Source organism: uncultured Arcobacter sp. (assembly GCF_937982575.1).
Taxonomy (GTDB): Bacteria; Campylobacterota; Campylobacteria; order Campylobacterales; family Arcobacteraceae; genus Arcobacter.
This window is the reverse complement of the sequence record NZ_CALJLR010000007.1, coordinates 1-20524: the sequence shown is the minus strand read 5'-3', so window position 1 is coordinate 20524 and position 20524 is coordinate 1. Positions and strand designations below refer to the sequence as shown.

General features: G+C 31.5%; 25 protein-coding genes. 24 read left to right on the top strand and 1 reads right to left on the bottom strand.

Annotated features, from left to right (window positions below; translation table 11 throughout):
- Positions 1-11 precede the first annotated feature (11 nt).
- Genes Q0617_RS06915 through Q0617_RS06900 form a run of 4 tightly spaced genes read left to right on the top strand, consistent with a single transcriptional unit; the run spans position 12 to position 3011 of the window.
- The gene (locus Q0617_RS06915) at positions 12-158 is read left to right on the top strand and encodes a hypothetical protein (protein ID WP_298751834.1); all 147 of its coding nucleotides are present in this window, start codon (positions 12-14) and stop codon (positions 156-158) included.
- 22 nt (positions 159-180) lie between these two features.
- Positions 181-858, top strand: a complete 678-nt coding sequence (locus tag Q0617_RS06910) for a hypothetical protein (RefSeq protein WP_298751832.1) — start codon at positions 181-183, stop codon at positions 856-858.
- A gap of 53 nt (positions 859-911) precedes the next feature.
- The gene (locus Q0617_RS06905; RefSeq protein ID WP_298751830.1) at positions 912-1625 is read left to right on the top strand and encodes a hypothetical protein; all 714 of its coding nucleotides are present in this window, start codon (positions 912-914) and stop codon (positions 1623-1625) included.
- Between the two features lie 15 nt (positions 1626-1640).
- Positions 1641-3011, top strand: a complete 1371-nt coding sequence (locus Q0617_RS06900; RefSeq protein WP_298751828.1) for a hypothetical protein — start codon at positions 1641-1643, stop codon at positions 3009-3011.
- A gap of 73 nt (positions 3012-3084) precedes the next feature.
- Here Q0617_RS06900 and Q0617_RS06895 read toward each other — a convergent pair whose 3' ends face one another.
- Positions 3085-3285 (bottom strand): hypothetical protein, encoded by a 201-nt coding sequence (locus tag Q0617_RS06895; RefSeq protein ID WP_298751826.1) that lies wholly within the window; start codon positions 3283-3285, stop codon positions 3085-3087.
- A 106-nt stretch (positions 3286-3391) separates the two neighbouring features.
- Between Q0617_RS06895 and Q0617_RS06890 the strand changes: the two genes are divergently transcribed.
- The 20 genes from Q0617_RS06890 to Q0617_RS06795 form a co-directional block, all read left to right on the top strand.
- On the top strand, positions 3392-4075 hold the full coding sequence (locus Q0617_RS06890) for a baseplate tail-tube junction protein (protein ID WP_298751824.1): 684 nt from the start codon (positions 3392-3394) through the stop codon (positions 4073-4075).
- Positions 4072-4638 carry a hypothetical protein gene (locus Q0617_RS06885; RefSeq protein WP_298751823.1) on the top strand — a complete coding sequence of 189 codons (567 nt, stop codon included), beginning with the start codon at positions 4072-4074 and terminating at the stop codon, positions 4636-4638. The genes Q0617_RS06890 and Q0617_RS06885 overlap by 4 nt, the downstream gene beginning before the upstream one ends.
- On the top strand, positions 4638-5801 hold the full coding sequence (locus Q0617_RS06880; RefSeq protein ID WP_298751821.1) for a hypothetical protein: 1164 nt from the start codon (positions 4638-4640) through the stop codon (positions 5799-5801). The genes Q0617_RS06885 and Q0617_RS06880 overlap by 1 nt, the downstream gene beginning before the upstream one ends.
- Positions 5801-6862 carry a hypothetical protein gene (locus tag Q0617_RS06875; RefSeq protein WP_298751820.1) on the top strand — a complete coding sequence of 354 codons (1062 nt, stop codon included), beginning with the start codon at positions 5801-5803 and terminating at the stop codon, positions 6860-6862. The genes Q0617_RS06880 and Q0617_RS06875 overlap by 1 nt, the downstream gene beginning before the upstream one ends.
- Before the next feature lie 12 nt (positions 6863-6874).
- On the top strand, positions 6875-7255 hold the full coding sequence (locus Q0617_RS06870; RefSeq protein WP_298751818.1) for a GPW/gp25 family protein: 381 nt from the start codon (positions 6875-6877) through the stop codon (positions 7253-7255).
- 3 nt (positions 7256-7258) lie between these two features.
- Positions 7259-8938 carry a hypothetical protein gene (locus tag Q0617_RS06865; protein WP_298751816.1) on the top strand — a complete coding sequence of 560 codons (1680 nt, stop codon included), beginning with the start codon at positions 7259-7261 and terminating at the stop codon, positions 8936-8938.
- An 11-nt stretch (positions 8939-8949) separates the two neighbouring features.
- Positions 8950-9621, top strand: a complete 672-nt coding sequence (locus tag Q0617_RS06860) for a hypothetical protein (RefSeq protein ID WP_298751814.1) — start codon at positions 8950-8952, stop codon at positions 9619-9621.
- Positions 9622-9634: 13 nt separating this feature from the next.
- Positions 9635-12988, top strand: coding sequence for a hypothetical protein (locus Q0617_RS06855; RefSeq protein WP_298751812.1), 3354 nt, complete (start codon positions 9635-9637; stop codon positions 12986-12988).
- Positions 12989-13002: 14 nt separating this feature from the next.
- Positions 13003-14838, top strand: a complete 1836-nt coding sequence (locus Q0617_RS06850; RefSeq protein ID WP_298751810.1) for a hypothetical protein — start codon at positions 13003-13005, stop codon at positions 14836-14838.
- A gap of 11 nt (positions 14839-14849) precedes the next feature.
- On the top strand, positions 14850-15260 hold the full coding sequence (locus Q0617_RS06845; protein WP_298751808.1) for a hypothetical protein: 411 nt from the start codon (positions 14850-14852) through the stop codon (positions 15258-15260).
- Between the two features lie 71 nt (positions 15261-15331).
- Complete coding sequence (locus tag Q0617_RS06840; protein ID WP_298751806.1) at positions 15332-15715, top strand: hypothetical protein; 384 nt, start codon at positions 15332-15334, stop codon at positions 15713-15715.
- Between the two features lie 27 nt (positions 15716-15742).
- Positions 15743-16477 carry a hypothetical protein gene (locus Q0617_RS06835; RefSeq protein ID WP_298751804.1) on the top strand — a complete coding sequence of 245 codons (735 nt, stop codon included), beginning with the start codon at positions 15743-15745 and terminating at the stop codon, positions 16475-16477.
- Positions 16474-16866, top strand: coding sequence for a hypothetical protein (locus Q0617_RS06830; protein WP_298751800.1), 393 nt, complete (start codon positions 16474-16476; stop codon positions 16864-16866). Before Q0617_RS06835 ends, Q0617_RS06830 begins: the two co-directional genes overlap by 4 nt.
- Complete coding sequence (locus Q0617_RS06825; protein WP_298751798.1) at positions 16829-17128, top strand: hypothetical protein; 300 nt, start codon at positions 16829-16831, stop codon at positions 17126-17128. The genes Q0617_RS06830 and Q0617_RS06825 overlap by 38 nt, the downstream gene beginning before the upstream one ends.
- Entirely contained in the window at positions 17125-17307 is a 183-nt protein-coding gene (locus Q0617_RS06820) for a hypothetical protein (protein WP_298751796.1), read from the top strand. The genes Q0617_RS06825 and Q0617_RS06820 overlap by 4 nt, the downstream gene beginning before the upstream one ends.
- A 9-nt stretch (positions 17308-17316) precedes the next feature.
- Positions 17317-17640, top strand: coding sequence for a hypothetical protein (locus Q0617_RS06815; protein WP_298751794.1), 324 nt, complete (start codon positions 17317-17319; stop codon positions 17638-17640).
- Positions 17637-18881, top strand: a complete 1245-nt coding sequence (locus Q0617_RS06810; RefSeq protein ID WP_298751792.1) for a hypothetical protein — start codon at positions 17637-17639, stop codon at positions 18879-18881. The genes Q0617_RS06815 and Q0617_RS06810 overlap by 4 nt, the downstream gene beginning before the upstream one ends.
- An 8-nt stretch (positions 18882-18889) precedes the next feature.
- Positions 18890-19600 (top strand): hypothetical protein, encoded by a 711-nt coding sequence (locus Q0617_RS06805; RefSeq protein ID WP_298751789.1) that lies wholly within the window; start codon positions 18890-18892, stop codon positions 19598-19600.
- 2 nt (positions 19601-19602) lie between these two features.
- On the top strand, positions 19603-20196 hold the full coding sequence (locus Q0617_RS06800; protein ID WP_298751786.1) for a hypothetical protein: 594 nt from the start codon (positions 19603-19605) through the stop codon (positions 20194-20196).
- A 16-nt stretch (positions 20197-20212) separates the two neighbouring features.
- On the top strand, positions 20213-20524 hold a 312-nt coding region (locus tag Q0617_RS06795; RefSeq protein WP_298751784.1), incomplete at its 3' end, for a hypothetical protein.

Here is a 20524-nt window from a genome sequence, read left to right as displayed (position 1 = left end):
AAGTAATGTACATGGATATGTTAAAAAGTGTTGTTAATAAAGATTATCTAACTTTTAAAAAGAGTTTTGATGTGGTTGCTAAACGAATGGTAGCTCAAAAGTATGATTCTGATATTAAACCAAACGCTTTTAAGTTTAATTCACAAAAAGATAAATAATAAAAAGTAAGTAGGTAAACGAATGTCTTATAATTTGTTAAAAGAATATACAGGTGATGTCCAAACGGGTTCAGTTATTGATGAATCTACTGGAAAAAAATCTTGGTATATTGAAGGTATTACTATCCAGACTGAACGTAAGAACAGAAATGGACGTATATACCCATTACAAATGATGCAAGAGTGTGTCAATAGATATAAATCTGAATGGATGGATAGTAAAAGAGCATTAGGCGAATTGAACCATCCTACAGATGGACGAACAAATGTTGACCCAAAGGAAGCATCACATATTTTCACAGAAGTTAGACAAGATGGGAATAACTTTATCACTAAGGCAAAAATTTTAAATACTCCTTGTGGTAATATTGTTCAAAATCTTTTGGAAGATGGTGTTCAACTTGGTATTTCATCAAGAGGACTTGGAAACCTGAGAGAGTCAAACGGTGTAAAATATGTAGCAAATTATCATCTTGTGACACTTGGTGATATAGTTACAGACCCTAGCGCACAAGACGCATTTTTGAAAGGTTTTATGGAGTCCGTTGAATATGAGCTTGTTAATGGTAAATTTGTTAGAAAAGAAATTAATGAGTCAATGGATAAATACAAAAAGATGATAGAAGAGTCATCTAAAGAAGATATTCAGAATGCTGTTATGTCAGTTATGAAAGATTATCTTAATAAGTTTAAGTCTTAATTTAAAAAAAGATAAATAATAAAAAGTAATAGAATACAAAGGAGAAATAATAAATGGAACAACTTATCGAGATGTTTAAAGCTAAACTCGGTGAAGATGTTATGACAGAAGACGTTATTAGCAAATTCAAAGCAGAATTTGACCTTGCTGTGGCTGAATCTGTTAAAACAAAAGTAGCTGATGAAGTTGATGTTATTAAGGAAGAAAAAGAGCAACTTGTTTTAGAATTTAAAGATGATATTCTCGCAACTATGAAAGAATATTTTAATAGAAGTATGACAGAATTTGTTGCTGAAAACACTGTTGCTATGGAAGCAGAATTTAAAGTTGAAATGGCTGAAAAGTATATGAAAACTGCTATGGATGCATTCCAAGAGTGTTATGTCACAATTCCAGAAGAAAAAGTAGATGTTGTAAAATCACTTGAAGCTGAAAATAATGACATAAAAGATAAATATAATCAAGCCGTGAATGAGTCTATTGAGAAAGATGCTCAAATCCTTGAATATGAAAAGAGTATAGCTTTCATGGAAATGACTGATAAACTCACAGATGTTCAAAAGGAAGAAGTTAAAAGTGTTCTTGAAATGACTGATGTGAAGTCACTGGAAGATTATAAAGCTAAAGCTGGTGTTCTCATTGAAAGATTCGCTTCAGATTCCACTGATAATAAAGAGGATGTGATTGAAGAAAAATTTGAATCTAAAGAAGAGAAGATTGAAGAAAAGAAAGAAGATAAAAAAGAAAAGAAAAAATACTTAGTATAATAGGAGAAATAATAAATGATTAACACAGAGAAATTTGACCTTAGAGATAAAGGTGCTTATCAACTCATTGATGAATGGAGACACGTTCTTGAATTCAGTGGTGAAACTGATGAACAAAAAGAGTCTGCGAAAATTTTTAGAGAAAAAGTTCCAGACCTTGAAGCAATCACTGATTTTAAAGAGGCTTACTTTTTAGCTACTCAGTGTGAAATTGCAAAACAACTTGGATTCCTTGATGAATCTACTGTATCTGGTGATGTGGCTGTTTACGTTCCACAATATCTTCCAATTCTCAGACGTTCTATGTCTGCTCTCATTGGTACAGATATTTTTGGTGTACAGCAAATGCAATCTGCTTCACAACAGATTTTCACACTTAAGACATCTTACACAAATGACAGTGATACATCTGTAAAAAGAAGCAACTCTGCAATTCTTGTATTTGCTGATTCAACTGGTCTTTCAGTTGGTGATACAATTACAGGCGATACATCTGGTGCTACTGGTACAGTTCTTTATATCGAAGGTAACGTTGTACTTGTAAGAGTTGATTCAGGTACATTCCAAGAAGAAGACCTTAACACAGCGACTTACACAGTATCCGCTGTTGTAGATAACGAAACTGCATTTCCATATGTACTTAGTAACTACTCTGGTTCTTACACAACTGCTGATGGTGAAGCACTTTCAACAGATATGAAAGAAATTGGATTTGACATTTCAAGTGTTCCTGTTACAGCAAGAACAAGAAAAGTCAAAGCTAAGTTTACAAACGAACTTGAAGAAGACCTTAGAGCGGTTCACAATATCAATGCTCAACAACTGCTTTCACAAGTAGCTTCAGAAGAGATTGCTGTTGAAATGAACCAAGAGTTTATTGCTAAAGTTAATGAACTCGCTGTTGCAAATGCTGTAACATCTTGGGATTACTCTACAGCTGATGGTAGATGGGAAATTGAAAAATATCAGAACCTTCTTGCTGTAATTTCCAGACAAGCAAGACAAATTGCTGTTGATACAAAAAGAGGGCAAGCAAATTGGATTATCATTACTCCAAACGTGCTTACTGCTCTTGAAATGACAGGTAAACTTGATAAAACAGGTGTAGATTTTACTAAATCAGCATTTGTAGGTACTCTTAACGGTACTCTTAAAGTTTACGTTGACATTTATGCAACTGGTTCTTATGTACTTCTTGGTTACAAAGGTAATGACATGGATGCTGGTTTCTACTACGCACCTTATGTACCTCTTAAAATCATGAAGGGTAACGGTGAAGAAGATGGTCAACCAAGACTCTTCTTCCAGACAAGATATGGTCTTGTTGCTAACCCTATCGGTGATAAATACTTTAGGAAGATTCTTATTAATAACCTTCCTGTTTAATAGACCTCTATAGGATTTTTATCCTCCAATCCTTTTTAAGAGGGCAGTCTAAAAAGACTGCCCTCTTTTTTATTCAAATTTGTGTCATAAGTGAATCAGTTATATTTTTAACATCTGATTCTCTTGCAAGTGTACCAGACCCATATTTAAAGGTTAAAAGGTCTGCTACAAGTGTTCTGACTTCTTCCCTTTCTATAAAACCTTCGGGATAATTAGCAAGTATTCTTTTAGCCAGATTAACAACTTGAATTTTGTTTACGTTTTTGATTTCCATAATATAACCTCTCTTTTTAGTTTATAATTAAATATAAACCAATTAATTATATATGTCAACAACAAATTTACAAAAAGATAAATATATAAAAGTGAGAGAAATTTAAATGTTACAATTCCCTTTAGATGTAGATAAAAGTAATGCGCCTTTTATAGTGTTTACACCATATGCTTATAACTTTGATTCTGTTAAAACTAAAGCTCCCGTTAATAGAAAAGAAATAAAAGATGATTCCGTTGTATTACCACTACCAAATTCAGGACTGACTAATAACGTCAATTCTAATTGGAATCCTGAAGAGGGTTTATTAGATTTGGCTGGTGGTGGATTGGCTAAAGCTGGACAAGCTGTTCAACAAAAAACAGGAAGTCTTTCAAAGTATTTTACAAGAGGTCAATTTCTCAACGATTATGCAACATTATCATATTCAGGAACAGATTTTAGAACATTCACATTTTCATGGGAAAATATGATTCCATCTCAGGAATCTGAATCAAATATTTTATATGAAATATTTAAACATTTTGAAAGACTTAGCATTCCAGAATATTCAAATTCAGCAACAACACCATTATTAGAATATCCTTCATATTGGATTATATCTATAAACCTTGTTAATAATGCTATACAGGAATTATTCAACATACAACAATGTGTGTTATCGAATATAACATATGACTATGAACCCAATGGAAGATTTTTAAGTTTTGATTCTGGTCATCCAGTGGTAGCAAGTTTAAGACTTACATTCACTGAACTTAAAAAGAGGTCAAGGAGTGATGTAATATGAAATATTTTGATATTATTGGTGAAATAACTATTAATGGTGTTACATACGATGATTTATTTGAAGCTTACAAAGTTTTGAACATTAGTGATGACCTTATCGAATATTATGTTATGAATGATGGTGATAGTTTAGAATCGGTTGTTTATGCTAAATACGGTAAAGCTGAATATTGGTGGCTGTTAGCCATTTTAAACAACATTAACGATTTAGTATATGATATACCATTAGATTCAGAAACGTTGATTAGAAGCATAAATAACGAGACTCAGAGCCTATTTTCAGATAGTCTTGAGAAGAATACTAAAAACTATTTAATAGAATATAGTTTAAAGTTAAATGATGTTGCTTTAAGAAGCTTTATTGAGTCATACACATCAACAGAATTGATTAGTTTAATAAATGATGCGATTGATAATAATTTCAGTACATCATTTTATAGAGAGTTTATGTCATATATATACGATATAAGACATGCTGAAAATGATGATAGAAGAACGTTGCAGATTATAAAACCAGACTTTTTTAATCAGGTTATATTTGATTTCGTGGAGACTAATATTTAATGGCTGATGCATTAACATATAAAAACGTTAATATATATAAGTTAGAACTTGTTTCTCACACAGGCGAAACAATTAATCTAATAGAATTGTTTCTAACACTCAATTTATATGAGTCAATATTCACATATAATATAACAGGTAAATTGATACTTATAGATACTATTGATATAATTAAGAATATGCCAATTATTGGTGGTGAAACCATTAATGTATCATTTGGTATTGATGAAGATAATATCAAGAATTTGAAATTTGACATATATAAGATTCAGAGGGATGAAGCTGGAATCCGTGATGAAAAGAAAAAGATTGTTATACTATATGTTTCATCTAAAGGAATGTTAGCAAATGAGAGAAAACGGTTCTCAAAGAGATTTAACACAAGCATAGATAGTATATTGACAGAGGTTACGACACATTTTGAAAGCTCAAAATTGGTTGAATCTACTCAATCAGAAAATATTAATTATTTGTCTAATTATTGGACTGCATATGAAAATATTGCTTATATACTTACCAATGCTATAAGACCAGACTATTTCTTTTATGAAACAATGGAGTCTTTTAAGTTTACTACATTTGAAGATATGTTATCTGATGAGTATGGTGAAATAATATTTGATATATATGATGAATCAAAACAGGCTTCAACAGATAACATACTTTCATATAAGATTGATAACTATTTTGATTTGCCTTTAAGTTATAAATCTAAAATATTTGGTAATACAAATTATTGTTTGGATGATATAAATTATAATATTGAAAAGACTGTAAATACTTATAGTGATATTATGGATAATTTTGCAAACATGGGTAAAAATAGATTGTTTGTTGATGAATTGTATTCAGTAGAGAATGATATAAATACACATGATAGTGATATCATAAACCATAGAAGTCCTTTTATAAAAGGTCTTTCTAATAACAACTTGGTTATCAAGTTACATGGTACAATTTCAAGATATGCTGGTCAATCAGTTGTTATGAAAAATTATCCAACTATTGATAATAAAAGTAACTATCATGAGTTGTTTAGTGGTAAATGGTTGATTACTGATATAAATCACTCCATTGATAACGATGGTAAATATGAACAAAATTTAGCATTAGTTAAAACAAACTATTTTGCTATACAAGATAATATAACAGAGAGAGTCTAATGTTTTTTGAAGGTATTGTTGAAAATAATATAGACCCATTAAAATTAGGTAGGGTTCAGGTTAGAATACTTGGTATTCATACAGATAATAAAACAGATTTACCTACTGAAGATTTGTATTGGGCTGAACTATCATTTCCACCAAATTCACCATATATAGATGGTCAATGTGATTATTATGGTTTGAAAAATGGTTCAGTGGTTCATGTATTTTTTAAAGATTCTGATATGCAGAAACCTGTTGTGTTTGGTGTAGCACCCAGAATACCAAAAGAATTACAAGACTCTTCAACAGGGTTTTCAGACCCTAATGGTGAATATCCTTCAGTGTTAGACGAATCCCCATTAAATAGGTTAGCAAGAAATGAAAAAATTGAAGATACTATCATACAAACTAAAAAAGATGATGTTGATTCCACAACTGCTTGTGGTGTTGATATTATTGAACCGATTACTGCTTATGATGCTGAATATCCTTATAATAAAGTTATTGCTACTAAAAGTCATATAATTGAAATTGATGATACTAATGGTAAAGAAAGGATTCATATATATCATAAATCTGGTTCTTTTACTGAAACACATCCAGACGGAACAGTAGTTGAAAAGGTTAAAGCTAAAAAGTATTTGATTATTGAGACTGATGAAAACGAACATGTTAAAGGTGCTTGGAATAAGAAAGTTGATGGTGATATCAATATTGAAAGTGGTTCTAATGTTAAATTAGTGGTCACTACTGATGTTACTATTGAAACAGGTAATGATACAAATATTGATGCTACGGGTAATGTTAATATAACCTGCACCGAAGCTAATGTGACAGCTAGTAGTAAAGTAACAGTGGATACCCCTGATTCAATTTTTACAGGTAATATAAAATCAAACGGTAATATTATTGCTGATGGGAATATTGAAAGCGGTTCTGGTGCGACAAAATCAAGCATGACCCCTAGTGGTGGTATTACTTCACCAGCGGTTAGTATAGATGGTATTAATTTTGCAGACCATACACACCCATATACTGATGATGGTAGTCCATTAAACACTGGAACACCACAATAAACGAGGTAATAAATGGCTAATTCAATATATACAGATATAGATTTAAATCTAACTCTGAATGAATTTAATGATATCAGGATTAGAGAATATAAAAGTGCTATAAAACAAGCAATGACTAATATAATCATAACACCAATTGGTTCTGTTAGATATAATTTACAGTTTGGTAGTAATGTTAAAAAATTATTCTTTAACAAACTCACACCAGCTTTTATATCTGTTGCAAAACAAGAAATAATATTTGCATTGGAAAATTGGGAATCGAGAATCACAATAGATAGTATTGATATAGATTTGTATCCTGATGAATATAGAGCGGATATCAAAATTTATTATAAAATAAATATAATAAATGAATATGATGAATTAACAATAGAATTACAACAGAGGTAATAAATGGCTAATATATACCCAGCTGACTTTGATGGAGTCAAGGACAAGCTTAAAGAGTTTTTACAGAGTCAAGATGAATATAAAGATTATAATTTTGATGCATCTGGACTTTCCGTTATTATAGATACACTAGCATTTAACACACAATATCAATTATTTTATCTTAATATGGTATTGAATGAAATGTTTATGGCTACAGCAACACAGGAAAAGAGTGTATACAATCTTTCAAATATGCTCAATTATCTACCTAAGAGAAAAAAGTCTGCAAACATAACAGTGTCAGTGACAAATACAAACATTGTTAATGATGTTATCATTCCAAAATATAGTTCTTTTGCTATGGGTAGCATAACATTAGTTAATGTTGATAACTTTACAATACCCGCAAATTCAACAGTCGATATAATACTTAGAGAAGGTGAATGGACTGTTCAACAATATACATCAGATGGAACTGATTATCAAAGATTTTTATTAGCTGATAGGGAGTATATAGACAACGATTATTTGTTTGTTTATAAATATCCTTACGACTCTGAAACAGATACAGTAACAGAATCTACAACACCCCTAACATTACTCAATGGTAATAGTGTTGACCCTAATAATGAGAATTATTACATAGAATATTTAGAATATATGTATGTAAAATTTGATAATGGTACTATATGTACTGAACTTGTTGAAAATGATGTAGTAACAGTTAAATATTTAAAAACCAACGGTAGTTTATACAATGGTAATTCAGCTACTATAACACTTTCATCCGCATTCACAGGAAGTACAGATTTAACATTTGATGTTGATTCTAATGTATTGATTGATGGGGTTGATGAAGAAGATATAGAAAGCATTAAGATATCAGCACCACAATTTTATGTTACTAACAATAGGGCTGTTACAGAAGATGATTATTTAGCAGTTCTTAAAAGATACTCTAATTATGAATCTTATGCAAACATAATTGCGTGGGGTGGCGAAAAAGAGTTTGTTGATATTGATAGTAATATCGTTCCTGAAGCCGATGGAACAGAGAATATAGGCAACGTGTATTTTACAGCTATCAAAAATGATAATGAAACACACCCAACATCACTTGAAATAGATGATATATTCAGTTTTGTTGATGGTTATAAAGTTGTAACACTGAACAATAATTTTAAATATACCAATATACTTTATATCACACCTAGTATAGATATCAAATTAAGTGATAATTTTGATGTGACTTTAGCTGATATTAAGGCTGATATAGTAGATAATTATTTAGCCAATTTAATAGGGTATAGAAAGACTTTTAACAAATCCAACTTAACAAGATATATAGATGACCTTAATAAGATTGATTATAGTGATGTTTCTTACACCACATCCGTTAAATATTATAACAATCAAGATGTTTTAAGGTTATGGAATCAAATTACAATTGGTAGTATATCAGCTGATGTTAGTGGAAACGCTCTTACTGATAGTGATAATGGTGATGGTACTGGTGATTTAAATCTGGTTGGAACAGGTCAAGTCGGTACTATATATTATAACACTGGTGAAATGTTTTTCACTCATGATTTTGGTGTTGATATTGATATATCATTCACGTTTACAAATCAAGTAAGTTTTTCTTTATTTAGAGAGACTTTTTTAGATTTTAATGATTTTTCACTCAATTTAATAGTGTGATAAGGTGATAAATGGATATTAAAAAAGATTTATCTATAATATTTAGAGAGCTTTCAAATAAGGCTGTATTAGAAGAGTATCCAGAGTTTGATAAGCTTTTAGAGTATTATTTCAAATTCCTGAATGATGAAATTTATAATATAATCATAAACATTACTGAAAACAATAACGTTAATAATATATTATCGGAACTATTATTAAGATTTTATGACCAGTATTTTGATTTATTAGATGATAAATATTATAAACTTTCTGATAATAATTTGAGAACCTTTATTGAAATGGCTAAATGGATAAATAATACAAAGGGTAATAAGAACATTTATGATTTCATAATTAATTATTTAGAAGGTTATAAGTGGGTAGACCCATCAACTTTATATGAATATACAGTTGAAGATTTATCCCATTCAATTGAAGAAATTAGACCTTTTGAATACACATTAACTATAAACCAACCAGTTCTTATTATATATGAGTTTTTACAGAAAGTAAAACCTCTTGGATTTTTAGAAAACTTGTCTGTTGTGTTAGATACATATTTTGAAGGTAACATGAGCATAACAAGTGCTTTTAAACATTCATATACAGTATATTTTGAAACTGGTACAGAACTGTTTATTGGAAATCTTAACAATACAACAGGAATATTACCTAACCCAAGATATATATTTACAAGTTAAAGGAGAAATATAAATGGCAAGTCCATACGCTGGTGTAATTACAAATAATGGTATCAATGAAGCTTATTTAGCTGATACTAATGGATGGAAAATAGATTTTTCCAAATTTGCTGTATCTAGTGAAGTTGGTGCTTTGGATGTAACTAGAACAACTGCAAACACGATTGTATATGAGGCTGTACCATCAGCCTTTGTAAAAATTGATTCTAATTCAATCAGAATCACATGTGAAATACCCGCTGAAGCTGAATATCCTGCTGGAACACCAACAGGAGATTTTACTATTAGAGAGGTATATTTATTTATAACTAATAAAGACGATGCTGAAAAACTGTTTTGGATTGGTCAACCTATACCACTCCCATATACAGAAGTATCAGATTTTAACTTTGATATTATAATCAATCTTAATAATATATCTGAAACATCTACGTTTACTAATACACAAGCAACAGAAGTTTCAAACCACAATAATGACCCTAATGCACATCCACACATTAAAGATGTTATTGAAAAGGCTGGTGGTTTATATCAAAACCCTGCTGTGAACTATGAATTTACATCTCAATGGGTTGATTATTATAATGTTACATTTGATGGAAGTGTTATTGATGGTGATTGGGTTTATAAATCTGAAGCTGATAATATTTATTATAAAGCTATAGTTGGTAGTGCTGATTCTTATAATTTAGTTGGATATGCTGATGTAACAGAAGGTCTTGTCAGATTTGGCGGTCTTGTGAATACAGGACATGCTTATGATGCTGGTACAAGATTATATCTTTCTGCTACTACTGCTGGTGTTGCTACTGATACTGAAACAGATGTATTTCTGGGTGTTACACAGACTGATGGCGTGATGCTTGTTTTCTCCGCTGGTGGAACTGGTGGTGCTGGAACAGATGAAGAATATATTGAAGCTAATATAATTCTTAATAATTCAGTATATACACAATTATACTATGATGATTTTAAGGATACTACAACAGTTACAACTGATGCGACATGGGATGGTGCTGATTCAGGTTGGACGGGTGCTACAAGTGACACTTTAGAAACTCAGGTGCTTGATACAAGCGCAACAACATTTTATCATTTTACACTTAAAGCTGATATTGATACTGAAGCCAATATTTCATTTGAATATTCATTAAACGATGTTGATTGGGTTTCATTTGATTTAAATGAAATTATATATGTTGCAGAAGGCTTTACAGATATGTACATTCGTGCAACATGGTCTGATACAGCTACTATGAAAAACCTTTTCTTCTTATATGATAAGGGTGCTACTGGTAATAATGAATATATTCCACATTTAAATGAAGTATTCAGTCCAAGTGCTGATATTTTAGCTGGTGAAGATATAGTTCTTCCTATTTCATCACCTTATATTCAGAATAATAATGCTCTTGCTGTTTATGTAAATGGTAAGAGAAGAGATGATGTTACGGAAATTGATGGATATACAATTCAATTAGGAATTGATGTTTATACAACTGATGTGATTAGAATAGAAGAAGTTGCAATACCACCTTCATTCATTGGTGTAAATTCTAGTGCTTATATAGTTAAACTTCCTAATATTCAAGCACTTAAAGATTACAACCCATATCAAAATGATGTGGCTATTGAAGTTCTTGGATATTATACAGAAGGTGATGGTGGTGGTGGAACATTCCATTGGAATCCAGACAACACTGATGCTGATAATGGTGGAACAATAATTCAAAGAACTGCTGGTGGTGACGGAAGATTTGAAAGAGTGTATAGTGGTTTAATAAATATTAAATGGTTTGGTGCTAAAGCTGACGATAATACATTTGATAATGGCGCTATTATACAATCTATTTATGACAGTGGCATAAGAAGTTTTTATGCTCCAAAAGGTAAATATTACTGGTCAACACCTGTTTCATGTACAAACAATACCAGTATTTCTCAATTTTACTCTCTTGCAGGATTGGATATTCCCACTCTTGTGATTAAGGGAGATGGGTCACAAGAAACCATATTCTTAACAGAAAATGACAGTTTCTCAGGTGTGGATTATTTCATGCAAATAAACACTAATGAAGATGACTTATCAACAGATGCATACGCTTTTAATATTAACATTGAAGGTATATCATTTAGAGGTTCGGGTGCTACTAATACTATGTATGGTCTAAAACTACGTGGATTGTGGCATGGTAAAATTCTTGATGTTCAATGCAAGTTTTTCAATGATGGTATGAGTGTTGATGGGGTTGGTACGCCAAGTTCAGATGATTATGACACTATGGGGTATATTCATTTAGACCAAGTGGTTTTAAATAACAATAATGATTGTGGTTTCAAGGCTATAGTAACTAGACCAGCGGGACTTAGATTTACTTCATGTGAATTAAGAAACAATGGTTCTTATGGTTATCGTGGTGGTGGTGCTGGAATATCATTTGATAACTGTAGCATTTCACTTAATGGTTCTTCAGACTATGAAGGTGGTATATCTATAGAACCACCTGCTTCAGGTTCAATCCCAAGAGGATTTTCTATAAGGGGATGTACACTGGAAGCGAATCATGGACAAGATATATGGATTAAGCAGGTCAAGGGATGTGTAATAGATGGCAATATATTCACACCATACGACCTTTCATTAACATCTAATAAATGTATGATTAGGGTACTTGAAACGGCAACAACAACTAATAAATTACAAGGCGTGAGTATAACAAATAACCAAATTCAGAATTGGTCAATCGATGCTGGAAACTCAATATATTGGGTGTATTCAATGGCTAACTTTGGTGACCTTGCAAATATCAAGGAGAGTAATAATAACTTTGGTGACGGTGTGGCATCAGGGTCTACTATTAAAAATATGACTCGTTATGTGTTCGGGTCTCTTGATGTGTCACAATGGAAAGTGGAAGCTGATTATAATGCTATTATACCTGCAACAGAATCCGATATTGTTGATATAACTGGTGGGACAAATAGCTTTTCATCTTCAAATGCTTCAATATTAAGTATACTTGATACATACACAGATGATTTCAATTATACTGGCACTGGTACGTTCAAGATAATAAAAGATGGATTCTATGACATAAATATTGTGTTACCTATAACAGGACTCACCGCTTCTCATAGTGGTATCGTACTTGACGTTAGGGTTAATTCAATCCAAAGACTTGTTATTGAAAGGGAATTAGCACTAGATAATGGGCAATATGACGTACCAATGGCATTGAATGGTAAAATATGGCTTAATCAGAATGATTCAGTTGCTTATAACTGCCGTATTTCTGGTTCAGACACAACACCAGTCAATTTGGCAAGTAATGGAATGTATTTATTTTCTATAACAGCAAGTAGATAAGGAGAATAGTATAAATGGCTAAAATAAAGAAAACAGGAGAAAGAACTCTCCAAAAAGAATACGGGGATGACGATGTTATAAATCTTCAAACAGCACTTAAGAAATTTGAAGATTTACTTCCTTATACAGATTATACAGTAAAGGTTGACACGATTCAAGAACTAAAAGATTATGATGTTACATCTATTCCTAATGGGCTAAGTGTTACTATTTTTGTAAATGGATATTACACTGCTGGTGATGGCGGAGGCGGTTCATTTAGATGGAATGGGACGTCTGAAGAAGTTGATAACGGTGGTACTATTATTGAGCCTACTGCTGGTGGAACTGGTAGATGGGAAAGGATTTACAGTGGTGCGGTTAATGTAAGATGGTTCGGTGCTGTGGGAGATGGAACAACAGACAATTCAACTTTGTTGACGAGCATGACAGACTCATTCACCTCTATATTTGTGCCCGAAGGGGATTATAGATTATCATCAACAATATTTTTACCAGCCGATACGGTAGACCACTATGGAGATATAGTAAGTAAGCAAGTTTTTGGAGTTGGTGAAAAATCAAAATTCCTCATAGATGGTGGAGTTATAGGGTTTTCGGGCGTGTCTGGTTCAAGTGATTTATCTGAAAATTGGACTTTTAAAGGTTTAGGATTTGATACTTATAACGCTGATAAAGTCACTTATGAATCTCCAACAACGTCTTTACCGTCATTTGGTATAGCTTTCAATTTAGGTAGGATGTATAGAAGTAGATTTGAACATTGTTCATTTGAATTTGTCAAACCATTTGTACAAGATAGTGCTTTACCATCTTCAAACTCATTCATCCAACAGATAGACATCATTGATTGTGAATCAACTCATCATCAAGAATTTTTTATGGAAGTTACAGATGCATGGGATTGCAATATAGTTAGAACTAGACTTGAAAGAGGTAACAGAGGTATAAAAATAGGAACATCTGATAATTATTGTTGTCATGGTGTCAATATCAGCCAATGCACTTTTCAAGGTAATGCATCACCTGATGCAAGCTCTGACGTTGCTGTAATTACGGTTAACCCTACCTATGATTTGCGTGTAGATAACTGTTACTTTGAATCAAACCGTGATAATAATGGATATGCATCAAAACATATTCATGTTAAAGCAACATCAGATTTTAAAGCAATTTACAATCTATCATTAACAAAACTTTTCATGGCACAAAATGTTACAGATGTTGATGAGGTGGGTGCTGATTTTTACAATGTATTAATTTCAGCTAAAATAGATAAAGAACTGAATTTTTCTGACTGGCACATAACAGGTGGAAATGCTCTCAGGGCATCAAATACCGAAGCAGATATTTATTATAACAATGTTAGTATAATACCAGTTGGTTCGATTTATAATGAAGAAATAATAGGAACGCTAACAGGAACAGGTGGTTTGTATAGTGCAAACGTACTCTCAAAGTTAGATATTTCATTTTCACCAGTTATAGCGGATGCTGTAACAGGAGGGAATGTAAGTGGTAGTGTTGCAACATCAGCTAAATGCACAAAGATAGGTGATTTGGTATTTGTTCAAGTACAGTTCAATAATATTGATACAACAGGATTGACAGGCACGAATATCCTATATATTCAAGGATTACCTGAAGCATCATTTGGAACTCACATAGGTTCTGTTGTACTTGATAACTTTACTTATACAGGTTCAGAAGTTGCCAGTTACATATTGAATGGGACATCAGCTATTCAACTTAGACAATCACCTTCAGCGGGAGTTGATTCATCTTTAACAGTTGATAGTATTAGTTCTGGTGTATCTGACTTAACATTAAGCATAGTATATATGGTTTAAGGAGAAAATAAATGTCAAAATTTGATGAAAGAGATATAGAATTTATAATTGATACTGTTGCTGATTTTACATCAGTTCCTAAGGGTGTAACAACAGTATTAGTTAAAGACCAAGAAAGAGGTGGTGTATTTAATCGTATTGCTTCTACAACTGCTGATAACGGTATCATCTTTGATGGAACTGGTTATAGCTGGAAACGACTATTCAAATCACCACCATCAGTGGCTTGGTTTGGTGATTTGGAATTAGAAAGTACATATCAGAACGCTTTTGATACAGTAGGAGAAAGTTGTTATGTCCCCACTGGAACATACAATTTAGACGCTGACACTGTGGATTTCACAACATACAAATTCCATTCATTTGGAGTAGTGACTATAAATGTAAATACTACATTAACAGTAACAAATTTAAACCCTTAATAATATAAATTATTATGAAGATTAATAAAGATATAGAATTACTCCACCCTATACTACGAGCAGTAGTTAGAATGACACTTGATGTGTATGATGATTATCAGGTGATAGAAACTCTAAGGTCACATGAAAGGCAAATGAGTTTATATTCATCAGGGTCTAACACAAAGGTCAAAGTCTCCAAACATGAAGCAAATGACCAAGGACTATCTGAAGCGGTTGATATTGCTCCAAAAGATAATATGTGGGATGAATCACCAGATATGCTTATGAGATATGCAGTAATGTTTGGCAGAATGGACTCTATTTTTAATTTAATGAAAGAATGGAATACTGGTGTCACCATACCTGATAATTGTTACCTTAGATGGGGTAGAGATTGGGATAGAGATGGTGAATATAACGACCAAACTTTTAATGATTATCCGCATGTAGAACTTATCTATAAAGATAAATAATAAAAAGAGAATAAAGGTGTTTAGTATATGGCAATCGACATGGAACAGCAAGTAAACCATTTAAACAATAAAATTGAAGAACAAGATAAGAAAATTAATTCTATATCTAATCATTTAGAAATTTTGGCTAATACAGTTGAACGTATTGCTAAAATAGTTGAAACTAGTGAAGAACGTGAAGCTAAACGTGTTCAAACGATTAGTGATATTACCATCGGTCAAAAATTACAAACAGATATATTAAATAAACTTACAAAACAAATTGAAGAACAGCATGAAACACAAAAAGAATTTCAAAGAACTAGCCTTAAAATTGACTTGATACTTGAAAAGATTGAAAATCATGAAAAGGAAATTTCTAAGTTGAAAGATGGTGAATCGCCTTTATGTTCAAATCACAATGAAAAGCTTAAAGAATTTGAAGGTAAGTGTAACAATCAATGTGATGAGTTCAAATCAACAGTTGCGTTAATTCATCAGAAGATAGACTATTCCATGAGTCAAATGAAAGATAATATTGATGAGCTTAACATATCAGATGGTAAAATATACAAGCATATAAATAGTGAAGATAATAAGATAAAAGAAGATATTAAGAAAGACTTTAAATCTTACTCAGATGATTATAAAGCAGAAGTAGCAAAAATTGATGATAAACAGGCTAAATTGCAGTATTGGATAATGGGTAACATGTTTACTACTCTGATATTCTTTTTAGGCACGATACTTTCTATTATACTCACATCTAAGGGGTTAAAATGACATTCATATTGGGTAAATTATTAAACAAAAATACTTTAAAGATATCAGTTATAATAGGAGTATTTGTATATATATTCTTTTTAAATACTAGCATCAATAGTAAAAAAATTGAACTTGTAGAACAGAGAAAGACCATTCAAGAGTACAAAATTTCCAATGAAACTTTAATGGATAGAAATAAAGAGTTATCACTTATAAATGATGATAATTTGGTTATAATAAATAAGCTTCGGAATCAAGAACCTGAAACTGTTACAGTCTATAAGGATAGAATAGTCAGGGTTCAAGATGATTGTAAAGAGATAATAAATGATATGTTGGGGGATTCAAATGAGAAAGCTATTGATAGTGATGATACTATCCTTAACAATCTTAACGGGTTGTTTTGAGAAAGACCCAAAAGTATATATACCTAAACCTGTTATCAAGATAGAAACGGTTAAGGTATCTGTACCTGTAATTCCTAAATGTATAAATATAGATAAGAAAGTCATTTTCCATAAATGTGGCAATAGTTATTGTTTAGATGAAACAAATGCAAAAACACTCATAGTTAAATCTAAACTTACAAAATCATGTCTGAATCAATGGAATGATTTTAAAAATCAGTTATGTTCTGATGAAAATACCATATGTGAGGAAAGCAAATGAAAAGAGAAGATTTGATACAGGTTTTATTAAGTGAAGAGAAATCAGCATATGACAAATATTTTGAGAAGATGCTTGCAAAATATAATGTTAAATCGCCTAATGAACTTAGTGATGAAGATAAGAAAAAGTTTTATGATGAGGTTGATAAAGGCTGGAAAGCAGATAAAGAAACTGATTAAGGGTGAATAATGGGAATATTTTTAAATATAGAATTTATAGTTATATCACTTTTCATTAATATAGTGGTTATGGAGTTTGTAAAAGTTGCTATAAATCCCATTGCTAATAAGATTATGCATAGGGGTGTAAGAAGAACAACATTAAGATGTATTGTGTTCTTTTTAGGATTTGGAACAGCATATATTAATAAAAGTTATAATATATATGAAATGGTTCATTCTCCTATAATAGATGGAATGGTTATATCAATATTAGCAATAATTATATATGATATTGGTGTTGGATATTTTATTGATATGTTAAAAACAAAGATTAAAGGATTTATAAAATGAGTATACCAAGAAGAAATAATCAATATATACAATTTGGTGATACCCCTTCAGTTGATGCGTTTGGAAAAGCAAGAGTATCAGAGGCGGTAACACTTTTTGATTCTCAGTTAGAGTATTGGGATTATGCCCCACTATGGCATACAATTTTTGATGTTGGTGCTACTGGAACGACTACACATCTACCTAATGAAGCTAGTTTAAGTCTTAATACAACTGGTGATATAGGTTCTAAGGTTATTAGACAGACAAAAGAATATTTTAGATACAATCCAGCAAAAAGTCAATTTATAAATCTATCATGTGTGATGGGTGCTAACTCTTTAGGTGTTAGAAAGAGGGTTGGATATTTTGATGAAAAGAATGGTGTTTATTTTGAGAAAGGTGCGGATAATATAAATTATGTTGTTCTCAGAAGTTATACCACTGGTTCTGTGTCTGAAAAGCGTATACCCCAAAGTGAATGGAATCTTGATAATCTTGATGGTGATTCTAATGGTGGTGTTGATATAGAATTTGACTTTTCTAAGGCACAAATTTTTGTGATTGATATGGAATGGCTTGGTGTTGGTAGAGTTAGATGTGGTTTCAATATTGATGGTCTGATTATATATGTTCATGAATTTAAGAATTCAAATATTAATGATTCTGTTTATATGACTACTGCTAATTTACCTGTTAGATATGAAATAGAAAATATTAGTTCAACAGAGCCATGTTCAATGAAACAAATATGTTCATCTGTTATGTCTGAAGGTGGTGTTTCTGATGTTGCTGGATGTTTTAGAAGTGCTGATTCAGGCACAACTTTAAAAGCAGTTTCTAATGGTGTTAGAACACCTATCGTTTCTGTTAGACCAAAAACACATTTTAATGGTAAAGAAAACAGAGGCATTATTAAACCACAATCATATCAACTTTTTAATAATGGTAACTATGGATGTTATATTGAGATTGTTTTAAATGGAACATTAACTGGTGCTAATTTTGTTGGTATAGATACAGATTGTATAGGTGAAAAAGATATTAGCGCAACAGCTATAACAGGTGGAACAGTTATTTTTTCAGGTTATATTGGTGCTACAAATACTTCACCAGTAACAGGACTTGCTTCAGCAAAGTCTAAAAAAGTTCTAACAGTTAATTATGATGCAACCGATTCTGAAACATTAACAATTGTTGTTACTCCTATTGGTGGTAATACAACAATTGCTGGTGCTATAGAAATATTAAGCTTATTCTAAGGTGAATAATGATTACAACAAAGGCTCAATTTAAAACATATATACTTGAAGAGTTGGGAAGTCCAAACATTAACATAGAAATAACTGATAATCAGTTGGAACATGTTATACAGGATGGATTGGATAGATTCTATGAACATCATGTAGATGGTCTTGATAACGGTATATTGATTGTGGATACTAATTCTGATACAAATGAATATACACTACCAGATGAAATATATACAGTTGAATATGTTTTTCCAGAAAGAGAAGTTTTAAATGATGAACCATTGCTTGTAACACAGCCTATGTATGTAAATGAGTTTGTCTATTATTCTGGTGGCTATTCTCTTGTAGATACTGTTATATCCAGAATGAGGTATGAAGAAACAGCTAATTACTTTGACAAAAAGCTTTTATTTGATTATAATGGTACAACAAAAAGATTTTATCTTTATGATGTTTCAGATATAGTTGGTAATAAAGTTGCTTTGTTTGTGCATAAGATTCCAAATGTTGAAACAATATATAACAACAGATGGCTTAAGCAGTATACAATAGCACTTGCTGGTATAGTATGGGGTAGAAACATTAGTAAATATGATGGTTCTCCATTACCTTCGGGTATATCTATAAATTGGCAGAATATACAGTCACAGTATAAAGAAATGAAAGATGAGCTTGAAGCACAACTTTTAGATGAATATGCTGGTAATGTTGATATGTTTTGGGCTTGACAATGTTTAATTTTTTTGATAATAATCAAGAGTATGATTTGTATAATAATATGTCTGCTGAATGTGTTGACCTGTATGGTGCGCCTGTAAAGTATTTACCACGCACACTTGTCAATCCTGATTATATACTTGGTGAAGATACTTTATCACAGTTTAATCAAGCTATAGATATGAAATTATATTTGGAGTCATATACAGAATTTGCTGGTCAAAATGATTTATATGGTAAATTTGGATTTCAAGTTGATGACAGACAAACATGGACGGCACAAATAGACTATGTGGATAATTTGTTAGGTGGTAAACCACAAGTTTCAGACTTGATTTATTTTGAATTTGCTGATAAGATAATGGAAATAAAACATATTGAAGATGAACATACAGCTTTTTATATATTTGGTAAAAAGATGGTATACAAATTTGATGTTGTAGAATTTGAATATAGTCATGAAGATTTTAACACTGGTAACACTGATATTGATGCAGTTGAAAATCTTTTTGATATAAATAATAGTGATGAATCTGATGAATTTGATGCTCAAAAGTCTGATGTGTTGAATTTTGATGAAAACAATATATTTGGTAATATCGAATAAAGGAGGATATTAAGAGATGAAAAAGAGATACTTTAATGCACTAGGTGTGCCAACAAACCTAGTTGTTGACAATCATGATAGGAAACTTCCTATTAAAGTTGGTGAAAATTTTGTAGATGAGAAAGTTGCTAAAAAATTCCCATCAATACTTATTCCTATTCCTGAAAAGGTTGAAGAAGATGTGCAAGAAGAAGCATCTGTAATTGTTGAACAGGATGAATCTGATGCTGAATCTGGTGTAATTCAGGATGTTGCTGAATCTGATGAACAGGATGAATCTGATGAACAGGATGAATCTGATGAACAGGATGAATCTGATGAACAGGAT